Below are 13731 nucleotides of genomic sequence, written 5' to 3' on the forward strand. Positions count from 1 at the left end.
GAGCAGTTTGATCACCAATGGCGCGTCGCCAGAAATACTCATCAGCTCGTCAGTCTGTTTCGGGTCATATGCAAATGTGGTATTCGGCAGCCCTAAACCTTCACGGGCCAAAATCTGCAACGAACGAAGCTTGTCTCGTGACCGGCCAATGGCCACAGATTCATTAAGAGGATAAACCCCCATCATTTCAAACTGCCGCAAGACGGCCAAACCATAAAATGTAACTGACGCACCGATCCGAGGAATAACGGCGTCGTAGTGAGGCAACTTCTCACCATTGTAATAAACTTCGGGCCGATGCGAAACGATATTCATGTAGCATCGCAACGTGTTGACGATGTCCATTTGATGTCCCGCAGCTTCGGCCGCCTCTTTTAGGCGCTTGTGCGTATATAGTTCAGCATTGCGCGCCAGCATTACAAATTTCATGTCTTTAAGTCCATTGTTGCCTCAATTGAGGAAGGGGCACTATTCTTGTGCTTCTGAGCGAGTTGTTTCGGCGGTCCAGCCAGAAAAGAGCGACCCGGATTAACCAGTAAGTTGTGCGTACGAATTGCAGTTCGGCCAAGTATGAGTTCAAACCCCATATTCTCGCGATCCGCGAGCGATAGTTCGACATGCCAATGCCGGGAACCCAAGACCAGAATCGTGTTTATGACAATTCGTTGTTCTTGAACACCACTTGTATTCTTAATGCCGCGTTGGTCTGCAATCGGGAAAGTGCATCGCAAGATAACAGATCGCTTGTCACCCGATGCATTAAACGAAACAAATTTTCTGCCATCACGTTCGAACGTGTCAATGCCCGTCGCATGCAGTGCCGAAGTGCGGGCGCCAGTGTCAATTTTTGCGCGTAATGTGGATAAACCAAGTTCGGGCAATCCAACATTTTCGCGCCAGCCAATTTCATTCAACTTCAAGTATTTATGAGCAAAATTCAATGTATGGAGCTTTCATTTACCCGCCGATAATTCAAAAAGGTGTTTGCACTCAGGATCACGAAAAAAGTGTCCATGTCGATCAATACATATCCCCGTTCGAGCATCGCCCGTCCCAGCAAGCAAATGTCATCTTCATATAAGCGACGCTTACCTGCAATCTGACGAACCAGTTTGGTTGCGATGCGAAATCGACCCCGTTCTTTTCCACCAAATTCTGCGTCATAAAGACGAGATAATCGGTCCGCGATATTATCGATGTCACACGTGCTATTTGCCATCACTCAATCCGAAATTGCATTCTTTCCCACCCAATAACAATATTTTATTGCTATAGCCAGTATTTTTTTGTATTTCCGTATAAAATAAGTTTACCTCTGCAATGAGAGCAATGACGTTACAAAATTGTGCTAAACCGTTTAGCGTTGCATGATTGATTGTCTGGCCAACAAACTGTGAAATCGTTGTTGGTAACGAAATTTGATATTAGGAATGTAGAATTGATAGATCTCGAGCAAATACAAACCTGGTTTTTAGCTTGGCAAGAGAACATCTTTGAAATTCTGTTGTCGATTGGCCTATCAGTCAGCGGCGGCGGCATATCATGGAGTATCATGCAACTGGCCATCGTCGCCCTCTCCTTTTTGCTGGCGACCATTGGCGCACGTATTCTCATTCCAACCCTAGAGGATTTGGTCCGCAAGACGACATTACGGGCGTCTGTGCTGCGTGCAACGGCAATTATACTAAGGCGAACAAAGATCATATTATTTGTAATATTGCTTTGGTTCTTCGTGTTGGCAATGCGCGCAGCTACCTGGGACAGTCACTCTTACTTTTTGACATTGATTGCCAACTTGGCCGCGGCATGGGCTGTCATTTCAATATCCTCACGCATCATAAGAAATCGCACTGTCGCGCGCCTCATTGAGCTTGGTGGGTGGGTGCTCGTGACGCTGAGTTTGCTTGGAATTTTGCCACAAGCAATTTTGCTGCTTGATTCAATTAACGTCCAATTTAATGAATTGCGAATTTCTGCGCTGACATTGTTGCAAGGTGCTGTCGCTTTTACTGTATTGATTTGGTTGGCGGGCTTTATTAGTGCCAGACTTGACAAACAGCTGACGTCAATTGAAGACCTAACGCCGACCGCTAGGGTGCTGATTGGCAAGCTCTTGCGGTTTTCTCTTATCATGTTTGCAATCATAACGGGGTTCTACACCGTTGGGATTGATTTGACCGCTCTAACATTCATCTCTGGTGCCATTGGTGTTGGCCTTGGTTTTGGTTTGCAAAAAGTTGTGTCAAACCTAGTGTCTGGCATCATCCTGTTGCTTGATAAATCCATCAAACCCGGCGACGTCATCACAGTTGGGGAGACATTTGGTTGGATAACCTCCCTTAACGCAAGATACGCCTCGGTTTCAATGCGCGATGGTCGAGAAATTTTGATCCCAAACGAAGACCTTATTACCCAACAGGTACAAAACTGGTCATTCCATGACCCATATGTAAGGATCGAGATCCTGTTTGGCGTAAGCTATAATTCCGATCCACATAAAGTGAAGGCGTTGGCGGCTGAAGCCGCATCTGCTCATGCACGTGTCATCACGGGTAACCCGGACTTCCCCACGGTCTGTCATGTCAAAGCATTCGGCGATTCATCGATTGATTTCGTGCTGCGGTTCTTTATCGACGACCCAGTGAACGGCATCACGAACGTGCGCGGCGATGTCTTTTTGGCTTTGTGGGACACCTTTAAAGAGCATGATATTTCGATCCCCTACCCGCATCGTGAAGTATTTTTGCACCAACCGCCGGGGGCAACATTGGTTAAAAACACATCCATTTAGAGAAAAGCGGTGAATCGAAAATGAATGACATATCTGAAATCAGAGTACTTGCCTTTGACGGACACGGCGGCGCATCCGAGACCTCAATCGACAAGCCAATCGATGGTGCAGATATCAGTTTCACTTGGATTCATATACACCGCGATTCACAAACAGGAGCTGCTTGGCTTGAAAACAACATCGATTACTCAGTTGTTGTGGATGCCCTGCTGGCCGAAGAGACACGCCCGCGCTGCACCCCACATGGCAATGGCGTCATTGTGAACCTGCGTGGTGTTAACCTCCACCCAGAATCTAATCCAGAAGACATGGTCTCCATTCGGCTTTGGATGGAGGAAAAGCGCGTCATCAGCATCTGGCGACGGCCGCTCAGCGCAATTGAAGATTTGCTCGACGCCATTGAACGCAAGCATGCACCAACAACGCCGGGAGATTTCGTTGCAAAGTTAGTATTGCGCCTGGCAGATCGTGCCGAACCCACCGTTGCCGGCCTAAATGAGCATATCGACGCTTTGGAAGAGGAAATGCTCGATTCATCCGAATTCTTTCCACGGCAGCAATTGGCAGATATTCGCCGAAAATCGATTGTCTTGCGTCGGTATTTGTTGCCTCAAAAAGACGCCCTAACCACTTTGGAAATAGAAGATGTTGATTGGATTGGGGACCGCGATCGCGCCCGTATTCGCGAGGCTGCAGAGCGCATTACGCGACTGGGTGAAGACTTGGACGCAATTAGAGATCGCGCCCAGATTGTGAATGATCAAATTGCAGATCAACGCGCCGAAAACATGAACAAACAGATGCTGCTTTTGTCAATTGTTGCGGCTGTATTCCTGCCGCTTGGATTTTTGACCGGATTGCTAGGCATCAATGTTGGCGGCATGCCAGGTGTCGATAATCCAATTGCATTCTTGATCGTTGTTGCACTGTTGCTCATTCTCGTTGTCATAGAATTGTTGATATTCAAAAGGCTCGGATTGCTCGGAATGAAAAGAAAAGACCGCGCCTGAAATTAGCAACTGACCTAGCTCCCGCGGATTCTCCAAAAGTAATTTTTAGCGTGACATCAGATAGTTATAGAACCTTATTCGAGTTAAGGGTGAGACGACCATCAACTCGTTCACCGCTTTTATCCACTTGGCACTCGGTTTGCACGTGTAGTATGTCTGTTGTTCAGACCCTAATTCTCAAGATCAAAGCGAAAACCCATTTGTCCGACATTATTGATCAAAAAATTGGCGAATATCAAACTGCGCACCGGGATGTTCTTTGTCAATTGCGAGCGCTCATTCATCAAGTTGGGGCAAACACAGCTGGCTGCGGACAAATCGTTGAAGCGCTAAAGTGGAACCAGATCAGTTTTCTAACTCAAAAACCAAAGTCCGGAACCACCATACGTTTTGATAAAAACTCGTCGGGTACAATATCCCTTTATGTGAATTGCAACACATCCTTGATTGAGCGTTTTCGCCACCACTATCCGAAGGACTTTACCTATATCGGCACACGTGAAGTGGTGCTGCCCGCTGACCTATCGGTGGTAAAAACGGAACTCGCGCACATGATCGCAATGGCGCTGACCTACCACCAAAACAAAAGAAACCAGATATGAAACCAAGTCGTGATATTGCAGTTCTTGTTGAAATTATGGGACGCCTTCGCGACCCCGAAAATGGTTGCCCTTGGGACTTAAAGCAAAACTTCCAATCGATAAAACCACATACAATCGAAGAAGCGTACGAAGTTGCAGACGCCATAGAGCGTGAGGATTTTGACGATCTGAAATCTGAACTCGGCGACCTGCTGTTTCAACCCATCTACTACGCGCAAATGGCCAAAGAAATCGATCAGTTCGACTTTGGTGACGTGGTCTATGGAATTTGTGAAAAACTCATTCGTCGCCACCCCCACGTTTTTGAACAACAAAAAGTTGATGGCGCTGACGCGGTGAACGTCAGTTGGGAAAACATAAAGGCGGCTGAACGCGCAAAAAAACAATCTGAGGCTGGCAGAACACCCTCCATACTTGACGATGTACCGCGTGCATTGCCCGCACTAACCCGTGCGAACAAATTGGCCAAACGCGCAGCACGTGTCGGTTTTGATTGGCCAAGCGCCCAAGGTGCACTCGACAAAGTCAGAGAAGAAACTGAAGAAGTTGCCAGCGAAATCAACATGCAGAACAACGACCGGATTGAAGAAGAAATCGGCGACTTGCTGTTCGCCATGGCATCCCTTGCCCGTAAACTGAACGTAGACCCCGAAGTCGCACTGTCCAACGCCAACAAAAAATTCATCAGGCGGTTCAACCACGTGGAGCAAAGGTGCAAACAAGAGGGCATAGCACCAGCCGATGCTGGGCTTAAAAAGCTGGAAGAATATTGGTCTGAAATCAGGCAATCGGACAAACAAACGACCTAGGGTCAGAACTCAATTGAGTTCAGACCCTAGTCAGGTTGAAGTGGGTCCACGATAAACTTGTTAAATTTCTCCAGAAACGGCGACATTTTGTCCTTCAAAACACGCACCTCATATCGGATGCCGCTACTGTCCTCATTTGGTTCAGTGCTTAACACCTCACCATGCTCATAAAGCCAATGCGCCAAATGGGCAGCACTGTGCGGCAACATCACAGTTTGAAAGCGACCCGTTTTGCCCAGTTCTACTTCAATTGTGGCCAGCAATTCGTCAATGCCCGCGCCCGTTTTAGCGGAGATTTCAACCACAGGAATTGATTTGCTTTTGTGCCGTCGGCGAAGTTCAAGCTGTTCTTCAGACAACATATCAACTTTGTTCCAAACCTCAATGAATGGCACATTTTCGGTCGTTACATTTAAGTCAGACAGCACATCATTTACATCTTGACCCTGCGCAAAATAATCTTCATTTGCGACGTCACGCACATGCAAAACTATGTGCGCCTGGGTGACTTCTTCCAACGTACCACGAAATGCAGCAATCAAGTCGGTCGGCAAATCAGCAATAAAGCCAACAGTATCCGAAAACACGACTTCACGTTTGTGTGGCAATGTTGCGCGTCTTACGGTTGTATCTAGCGTGGCAAACAATTGATCTTCGGCATTGATATCAGACCCCGTCAACACATTGAAAAGAGTGGATTTGCCGGCGTTTGTATAACCAGCAAGTGCAATAATTGGAAACGGAATAGACTGCCGGGCTTTGCGTTGCTCGAAACGGGTGCGCTGAACCTTTTCAAGTCGCTTGGTCAGCAGCGTCACCCGCTCCTGCAACAATCGTCGATCAGATTCGATTTGGGTTTCGCCCGGACCGCCCACAAAACCAAGACCACCACGTTGGCGTTCAAGGTGGGTCCAAGACCGCACCAAACGACCTTTTTGATAATTAAGATGCGCCAGCTCAACCTGCAACACACCTTCACGCGTTGCCGCACGATCACCAAAGATTTCCAGGATCAATGCGGTGCGGTCAAGCACCTTCGCGCCAAGTCGGGTCTCAAGGTTTCGCTGTTGAACAGGCGATAATTGTGTATCGACCAACACAAGCGCAATGTCGTTTTCCTCAACCTGTTTTTGCAGGTCATCCACATGCCCGCCGCCGATGAAGGTCGCAGGTTTAACCTCGCGAACATTGATCGGTTGGGCATCCACAATTTCCAAATTGATCGCGCTGGCGAGGCTCTTAAATTCCTCCAGCCGTGCTTCAATTGTGCGGCGACTAGCCTGTCGTGCCACATCTGGACACACCAAGAGTGCGCGCGTTGCAGCAACACGACGGTCAATATAGCCAGCGCTTCCTTTGCGGAATTCTACGCCGACTTGTTTTGAATTTTGGTCATTTTCTGACAGCGCAGTTAGCCTTTGTCGCTGGTCTCTGGGTCAAACAATTGAATTGGAGCACCAGGCATTATTGTCGAAATGGCATGTTTGTAAACCAATTGCGACTGGGACTCGCGGCGCAACAACAAACAAAAATTGTCGAACCACGTAATAACGCCTTGCAACTTCACACCATTGACCAAAAAAATCGTCACGGGTATTTTGTTTTTCCGGACATTGTTAAGGAAAGAATCTTGCAAGTTTTGACTTTTTTCATTGGGCATTATGGGGGCCTCTTTTTTGGGTAACGCGAGCAATAATTACCGCTCTTGTTACCAAGATTATATCCTAAAACTCGTTCCAACAACTGGGTTCGAACAAAGAGTCAATTAAAACACCGCCCTAAATGGGTACGCATATGCAGTGTCAGTGTCAATCTGTTTGAAACTTATCGTTGTCGAATATCGCTAATCGCGGCCAACACCACCAGGATCTCGAGTTTGCCAGCTAATGCAACCAGCGCAATCCATCCGCCAATCAAATAACCATTTTCGCCACGAACAGCATCTGCCTCGACCAGGTTTGCAACTGAGCTCAAACTACCAACCGCCGAAGAAAACGACTTCTCAAAACTTAGCCCAAGCGCGGAAAAGCCCAAAATGCCAACACATAGAGTGAGGATGAACAAAAAGAAATAACTCCAAATTGCCTTTGTGGCACCCGACTTGCCGAACCGTTCATTAAGGCGTCCGGACAGAATGGCATTTGGGAATACCAACTGCCTTGCCTCTGCAATGGAATTGAACAACATCACGCCCAAACGGTAAAGTTTAATGCCGCCACTCGTTGAAAATGTTGTTGCACCGCCCAAGGCCAGCATGTACGCCAACAACAGGGGTACACTCGATATCTGCGAAGATTGATGGGTTATCCCCGTTGTCGTCATGATTGCAGTGACATCAAAAATGTGACGAACGAAATCAAACGATCGGTCAGTGGTCAGGCCTGTCGAAAGCGCTAAGAACGCTCCAATAGCCAAGATCATAAAAATTGCGCCAAAGCTTTCACGGTGTTCGCGCCACAACAATTCAAACCGTCTGGCCAACAACATACGGTGCCAAATAATGCTGGTGCCGCCGATCATCATGAAGACAATTAGCGTAGTTTCTGCCGCCCGGTTGTTAAAAACCGAACCACCCGACTGCGTGGGCAAAAATCCATTTGTTGATAATGCAGCTGCGGCTGCTAAGGCCGCATCAAGCGGCCGAACACCTTGAAACAGCAAGATGAGCAGACAAATCAGCGTTAAACTGAAATATGGCAAGGCAATTTCCGCCAACGTGCGAAACAATTGTGGTCCTTCGGTCCCTGTGCCGTGTAAAATGAACCGTAAGTCGCGGTTCGGCAAACCGCCAACCCGATAAGGGCTGAGGACATAAACAATCAGGGCAAGGGTCAACAATCCGCCAAACCACGCCGTGATCGCGCGGTATACCTTCATGGGTGTGCTTATGGCATCCGGTGTGAGCAGCGTTGTACCAAGCGCTGTCGCCGCTGAACTGGATTCGTAAAACGCCCCAGCAATCGATATGTTTTCAAGCATGATAAATGGAATTGTGGCGGCGAAAATCAATGTCAGCCAGCAGCAACATGCCATGACAAACATGCCGCCGCGGGTCAATTGTGCCACTTTGCGATTGAAAGCCAAAATGACAACCAGCGAAAGGAAAATGTAGGAAATGATCAAGAGGCCAAACCCCTCAATATAAACGATATCTTGACCCATGACAGCGACGGCGAATGGCGCCAGCAAACTAAGCGCAAAGCCAAACAGAACCAAACTACATACTGAAAATATCGCTTGCATCACATGGCCTAAAAGAAATCGATGCTAACGCGAAACATCTGTTCCACTTTACGTACCGAATCTGCCAACGCAAACACAATTACCAAATCACCAGCTTCGACGCGGGTTTGCCCCGTGGGCACAATCATCTTCCGGCCCCTAATAATAGCGCCAATGCGAACGCCTGTGCCAAAGTCAAATTCTTTGAGCGGTTTCCCCACCAACGGCGACGTTTCCAGGGCCTCAGCCTCAAGCAGTTCCGCGTCACCATTGTAAAGGGTATAAACACCTCTTATCCGGCCGCGGCGCACATGGCGCAAAATCTTGGAAACAGTGACGGTGCGCGGGTTCAAAAACGCATCCACGCCCAAGCGCTTTGCAAATCGTGGATATTGCGGTTGATTGACCAACGCGATGGTTGTCGCGCCACCCAACTCGCTTGCCAGAACAGATGACAAAATGTTGGTCTCGTCATCATTTGTTAGCCCCAAATACATTTGCGCATTTTGAATGCCAACTTCGTGCATAATGTCTTCATGCAGCCCATCACCATAAACAACAATCGCGTCTTTCAAGGATTCCGCCGCGCGCTGTGCTGTATCGCGATTATTTTCGATCAGGCGAACTGAAATGCCCTCACCCAACTCTTCAAGTTTGCGCGCCACATATTGGCCGATATTGCCCGCGCCTCCAATGACGACTTTGCTCGGAAATGGTGCATCTTTGCCGAACATGGCCAACACGCGGTTCACCTGCGAACGCCCCACAGCCACGATCGCTTCGTCGCCAGGAACCAAAAAATCATTCGATTTAAGCGCAATCATTTCGCCGTTGCGCCTAACCCCCATAACGGTCGCTTCCAGATTGGGAAACAGTTCCGTGAGCTGCAACAATGGCGTATCAATGATCGCGCAGTCTTCTGTTACCGCCACCGTGATCACCAAAACCTGATCATCATCAAACGAAACCAGATCCAAAGCCCCAGGATAGGCCATGCGCTGCAGGATCAGGTCGCCAACTTCAACTTCTGGCGAAATGATGACATCAATTGGCAGATGGTCTCTTGCGAACAAGTCACTCCACTCAGATTTTAAATAGCTTTGCGCACGTATTCGGGCGATGCGGGTTGGAATGTTGAAAATAGAATGCGCAACCTGACAGGCGGTCATATTCACCTCATCAACTTGGGTCACCGCAATAAGCATATCCGCTTCACGTGCACCCGCTTGTGCCAACACATCGGGGTGAGAGCCGTGACCATGCACACCACGCGCGTCCAGCGTGTCGCGAACGCGTTGAACCAGTTCAGGGTTGCTGTCGATCACCGTGACTTCGTTGTTTTCCATCGCCAATCTCTCGGCAATGCCATAGCCAACTTGACCGGCTCCACTAATGATTACACGCATAGATGTCCCCTAAAAATGGCTACTTACAGACCAAGTGACTTGAGCTTGCGATGAAGTGCGCTTCGTTCCATACCAACAAACTCCGCAGTACGCGAGATGTTACCACCAAATCGCTCAATTTGGGCCACAAGATATTGACGTTCAAACACCTCGCGCGCATCTCGCAAAGGCAATGTCATCAAATGCGGGCTGTCGCTTCCCTCATCCACCGACGGCAGAACTTCACCAATGTCAGCCGGCAACATTTCAGCCGTTACACACCCGTCAGCCGGGAAATTGTCATTCAGTGAGATGATCAGTCTTTCAAGTGAATTACGCAATTGGCGCGCATTGCCGGGCCAATCTTGTCCCTGAAGAACCGCCATCGCATCATCAGCCACACTAAAAGACTTAAGGTTATGAACGTGCATCAGATTTTTGGTGAGCTGATTGACCAACAGCGGAATATCTTCTCGTCGTTCCTTCAAAGCAGGCAAAGCCAATGGAATGACAGCAAGCCGATGAAACAAATCAGCACGGAACTGCTCTTCGTCCACCAACCGAGCAATATTCGTAGAACATGAAGAAACGATACGAACATCCACCCCCACGCGGGTTTCGCCGTCCAAGCGAACAAATCGATTTTCAACAATTGCCCGAAGCAGATGCGCTTGCATTCTGGCAGAAAGCACCTCAACTTCCGCCAAATAAAGCGTACCCCCATGTGCGCGCTCAAAAGCACCGGCGCGAATGGATTTGGTTCCATTTTCCAAAACTTCACGCCCAAACAGCTCTTCTGCGAGTTCATCTTCACCAAACATGGCAAGGTTGACCGCCACAAACGGGCCACTCGCCCGGTGCGACAAATCATGCAAATGCCGTGCGCACAGCCCTTTGCCCGTGCCCGCAGGACCGGTGAGGAACACACGTGAATTTGTCACCGCACACTTGCCCAATGCCGCTTTGATATTCATGAATGCTGGAGAAATGCCAACCAACTCATCACTGTCGGCACCGGAGCGAATTCGCAACTCCTCAACTTCGTCTTTTAGCCGTCGGTTTTCCAGCGCCCGTTGCGCCACCAGCAGCAACCGATCAATTTTGAACGGCTTTTCAATATAGTCAAACGCACCGCGGCGAATGGCCGAAACCGCCGTTTCGACATTGCCATGTCCCGAGATCATGACAACGGCGATATCCTTATGACGTTCTTGAATGGCATCAAGCAATTGCAAACCATCCAGCCGCGACCCCTGCATCCAAATATCCAAAAACACCAAACCAGGCCGCCTCGCCTCAATCGCCGACAATGCAGAATCCGCATCATGTGCAAGCCGCGTCTCGTACCCCTCGTCTTCCAAAATCCCCGATACCAGCTCTCGAATATCTGCTTCATCATCAACAATCAGTACGTCTTGTGCCATTTATACATCCATCGTCTGAGTTTTCTCAGCGCCATTTTCATTTGGTTTTTTTATTGGTGCGATTTGCCCGTTAGATAGTGACAGCGTGAAGCGAAGACATGCCCCAACATTACCGTTTTCATCCGCATTGGCATCATGTAATTCCAACTGCCCGCCATGTTGTTCAACAATCTTGGAAACAATCGCCAGCCCAAGACCCGTGCCTTTGCCTCGAGTTGTCATATAAGGTTCGAGCAATCGCGCTCTGTTTTCTTTTGGCCATCCGGCCCCATTGTCTTCAACTTTTATCTCAACTTCATCGGTCAAAACCGTTGCAGATACCAATATCCGAGGACCACTTACGGTAAAATTCGGTGTAGATTCAAGCGATTCAGATGCGTTCTTAATTAAGTTTGTTAAAACCTGAGAGATGAGGCGTTCATCAAACTCAAAAATAATATTCTCATCTGGCAACGCCGTTTCGATCAGTATTTCGGGGTGCCGAACCCCCTCGGAGAACACAGCTTGTTTGATCGTTTCATTCAAGTTCGACGAGGTAAGACTGGCAGTAGGCATGCGCGCAAAGGTCGAAAATTCATCGACCATGCGCCCGATATCCCCCACTTGTCGCATGATTGTTTCGGTACATTTGTCAAATATTTCAAAATCACCATCCAGCTTATCCCGGTAACGCCGCCGCAACCGTTCTGCGGACAGTTGAATTGGCGTCAATGGATTTTTGATCTCGTGGGCAATGCGTTGTGCCACATCAGCCCAAACGCTCGTTCGTTGGGCCGCAATGAGGTCCGAAATATCGTCAAGAGTAATCACATAGCCTTTTGAATTATCACTGGTTCCCTCCCGCGTAATTCTGGCCTGATAGGTGCGCTCCTCACCAAACTTGGACTTTATTTCAACTTGCTCTTGGTTTTGCTCCCGCTGCGAGTGCATCGCGCTCACAACAAATTCGGACAGTGCAGGCACAACCTCACCAATGGGCTTGCCGATAATCTTCTCGGCTTTAACCTCAAACATCGACGCCGCGCTGGCATTGACGATGGTAATGCACCCATCTGGGTCCAATCCAACGATGCCCGCACTTACCCCTTCAAGCACCGCTTCAGTGAACTGCCGCCGCTGGTCAATCGTATCATTCGCCGACAACAGAGCACCATGTTGGGATCGAAGCTGCGATGTCATACGGTTAAACCGGCTTGAGAGATCGAACATGTCCCCGCTCACCCCTTTTACCGGCACACGTATATCCAATTCACCCTCAGAAATTTTCGTGGACGCAATCATGAGGTTTCGAATTGGCGCAACCAAACGGTTCGCCAGCGCAATCCCCAACCAAACTGCGGCCAAAAGCACGACAAAGGCGAGCCCCACATACATGAAGGCGAACGTGATTTGAAACACTAAACGGTTGGATTCATATTCGCGATAGTCCGAAACATTTTGCTCCGCAATACGCATATATTCGAGCACTTGCGGATCGACCGCACGCGCCACAAATAAATAGATGTCCGAATACCCTTTCAGCTTAATGATCGCACCAACAGAATTGCTACGCGGCCCCGGCTTGATGAATTCCGGTTTAACATCCGTGACATCTTCAATTAAGTCGCTGGGCAAACTAGGTGGCGTGGCTTGTGATGGTAATCGCGCACGCAAAACAATCACCTGCTGTTTGTTCACGATATAGGCAAATGGCAGCGAGCGGCTTTGCGCAAGCGACGTTAAAATATCTGTAAAACTCGCTTGATCATTTATGAAAACGTCGTTGATTTTTTCCAATTCGCCCGCCAACGCTAGTATCTCATTGCGCAGAACATTGGCATGCTCGTTCAAATATGAGTTTGCGACCGATTGGGCACTTTCAACCATCGCGCGCGAGCGATCCGAAAACCAATGGTCCAGTCCCTGGTTAAGGGCCAGTGTTGCCACCACAGCAACAATAAAAGCAGGCACGGCGGCGGCCACCGCAAACATCGAAACGAGCCGAATGTGCAGACCAGAACCTGCTTGTTTGGTCAACCGAGCCTGCACCAGCAAATATGCTTCAGTGAGCAATAGCGCAATCACCAATAGGATCAGAATGCCATTGACCAGCCAAATGAACGGCCAAAGTGACGGGTCGGGCTCGATTGGGGTAGAACCGGTTAAAATCAGGAACGAACCTGTAGCAGAAACAATGGCTGCAATAACCAATACCACACCGAGAAACCGCAAGAAGCGATTTCGCCGCAGAAAAAGTTGTCGAATGCGTGGTGCGTCTGTTTCGCTCAAACTCGGAAGTCCTAAGGATTCTTAAGTTTCGGGACTGTGCCACAAAAGTAACACCAAGTCCGATAGACTTGTCCAATTTGCCGCAGTGATCAACAAAAATGTTGCCAAAATGTGACAGAGCACTAGCGGCTGGCGTTTTTGGCGACCCTAATTCGATGATGATTGAGTTTTTTGCGCAATGTGTTGCGATTCAAGCCGAGCAATTCGGCCGCTTTCACTT

The 13731-nt window shown here is 48.7% G+C and carries 13 protein-coding genes and 1 pseudogene; 4 read left to right on the forward strand and 10 right to left on the reverse strand.

Going from position 1 to position 13731, the window contains the following annotated elements; translation table 11 throughout:
- The 3 genes and pseudogenes from ACJAZW_RS13400 to ACJAZW_RS13410 form a co-directional block, all read right to left on the reverse strand.
- Positions 1–429 (reverse strand): annotated as a pseudogene (locus ACJAZW_RS13400) (30S ribosomal protein S6--L-glutamate ligase); the annotation flags it as partial.
- Positions 426–941, reverse strand: a complete 516-nt coding sequence (locus ACJAZW_RS13405) for an ATP-dependent zinc protease (RefSeq protein ID WP_415158931.1) — start codon at positions 939–941, stop codon at positions 426–428. The pseudogene ACJAZW_RS13400 and the gene ACJAZW_RS13405, both read right to left, overlap by 4 nt.
- A complete protein-coding gene (locus ACJAZW_RS13410) occupies positions 938–1219 on the reverse strand; it encodes a hypothetical protein (RefSeq protein WP_415158933.1) in 282 nt (93 codons plus the stop codon). Before ACJAZW_RS13410 ends, ACJAZW_RS13405 begins: the two co-directional genes overlap by 4 nt.
- Before the next feature lie 219 nt (positions 1220–1438).
- Here ACJAZW_RS13410 and ACJAZW_RS13415 point away from each other — a divergent pair, with 219 nt between their 5' ends.
- The 4 genes from ACJAZW_RS13415 (at position 1439) to mazG (ending at position 5212) form a co-directional block, all read left to right on the forward strand.
- Positions 1439–2791 carry a mechanosensitive ion channel family protein gene (locus tag ACJAZW_RS13415; protein WP_415158935.1) on the forward strand — a complete coding sequence of 451 codons (1353 nt, stop codon included), beginning with the start codon at positions 1439–1441 and terminating at the stop codon, positions 2789–2791.
- 20 nt (positions 2792–2811) lie between these two features.
- A complete protein-coding gene (locus ACJAZW_RS13420; RefSeq protein ID WP_415158937.1) occupies positions 2812–3801 on the forward strand; it encodes a zinc transporter ZntB in 990 nt (329 codons plus the stop codon).
- Positions 3802–3953: 152 nt separating this feature from the next.
- Positions 3954–4403 (forward strand): DUF1801 domain-containing protein, encoded by a 450-nt coding sequence (locus ACJAZW_RS13425; RefSeq protein ID WP_415158939.1) that lies wholly within the window; start codon positions 3954–3956, stop codon positions 4401–4403.
- Positions 4400–5212, forward strand: a complete 813-nt coding sequence (mazG, locus tag ACJAZW_RS13430) for a nucleoside triphosphate pyrophosphohydrolase (protein WP_415158941.1) — start codon at positions 4400–4402, stop codon at positions 5210–5212. The genes ACJAZW_RS13425 and mazG overlap by 4 nt, the downstream gene beginning before the upstream one ends.
- Positions 5213–5238: 26 nt before the next feature.
- On the opposite strand, the gene hflX is transcribed toward mazG, so the two are convergent.
- From hflX to ACJAZW_RS13465, 7 genes are all read right to left on the reverse strand, one after another.
- Complete coding sequence (gene hflX / locus ACJAZW_RS13435; protein WP_415158943.1) at positions 5239–6504, reverse strand: GTPase HflX; 1266 nt, start codon at positions 6502–6504, stop codon at positions 5239–5241.
- Between the two features lie 119 nt (positions 6505–6623).
- Positions 6624–6872: an RNA chaperone Hfq gene (gene hfq / locus ACJAZW_RS13440; RefSeq protein WP_415158945.1), complete on the reverse strand. Its 249-nt coding sequence runs from the start codon at positions 6870–6872 to the stop codon at positions 6624–6626.
- Positions 6873–7036: 164 nt separating this feature from the next.
- Positions 7037–8455 carry a hypothetical protein gene (locus ACJAZW_RS13445; protein ID WP_415158947.1) on the reverse strand — a complete coding sequence of 473 codons (1419 nt, stop codon included), beginning with the start codon at positions 8453–8455 and terminating at the stop codon, positions 7037–7039.
- 8 nt (positions 8456–8463) lie between these two features.
- Positions 8464–9840, reverse strand: a complete 1377-nt coding sequence (gene trkA, locus ACJAZW_RS13450) for a Trk system potassium transporter TrkA (protein ID WP_415158949.1) — start codon at positions 9838–9840, stop codon at positions 8464–8466.
- Between the two features lie 23 nt (positions 9841–9863).
- Complete coding sequence (locus ACJAZW_RS13455; RefSeq protein ID WP_415158951.1) at positions 9864–11243, reverse strand: sigma-54-dependent transcriptional regulator; 1380 nt, start codon at positions 11241–11243, stop codon at positions 9864–9866.
- Positions 11244–13511: an ATP-binding protein gene (locus ACJAZW_RS13460; RefSeq protein ID WP_415158953.1), complete on the reverse strand. Its 2268-nt coding sequence runs from the start codon at positions 13509–13511 to the stop codon at positions 11244–11246.
- 122 nt (positions 13512–13633) lie between these two features.
- A complete protein-coding gene (locus ACJAZW_RS13465; protein ID WP_415158955.1) occupies positions 13634–13729 on the reverse strand; it encodes a helix-turn-helix domain-containing protein in 96 nt (31 codons plus the stop codon).
- Positions 13730–13731 lie beyond the last annotated feature (2 nt).

The sequence above is a fragment of the Maritalea sp. genome, from assembly GCF_047634455.1.
GTDB lineage: Bacteria > Pseudomonadota > Alphaproteobacteria > Rhizobiales > Devosiaceae > Maritalea.

Coding starts and splice junctions, on each gene's coding strand:
- ACJAZW_RS13410 (WP_415158933.1), bottom strand. CDS start 1,219: ATGGCAAATAGCACGTGTGACATCGATAATATCGCGGACCGATTATCT.
- ACJAZW_RS13420 (WP_415158937.1), top strand. CDS start 2,812: ATGAATGACATATCTGAAATCAGAGTACTTGCCTTTGACGGACACGGC.
- ACJAZW_RS13425 (WP_415158939.1), top strand. CDS start 3,954: ATGTCTGTTGTTCAGACCCTAATTCTCAAGATCAAAGCGAAAACCCAT.
- mazG (WP_415158941.1), top strand. CDS start 4,400: ATGAAACCAAGTCGTGATATTGCAGTTCTTGTTGAAATTATGGGACGC.
- hfq (WP_415158945.1), bottom strand. CDS start 6,872: ATGCCCAATGAAAAAAGTCAAAACTTGCAAGATTCTTTCCTTAACAAT.
- ACJAZW_RS13445 (WP_415158947.1), bottom strand. CDS start 8,455: ATGCAAGCGATATTTTCAGTATGTAGTTTGGTTCTGTTTGGCTTTGCG.
- trkA (WP_415158949.1), bottom strand. CDS start 9,840: ATGCGTGTAATCATTAGTGGAGCCGGTCAAGTTGGCTATGGCATTGCC.
- ACJAZW_RS13455 (WP_415158951.1), bottom strand. CDS start 11,243: ATGGCACAAGACGTACTGATTGTTGATGATGAAGCAGATATTCGAGAG.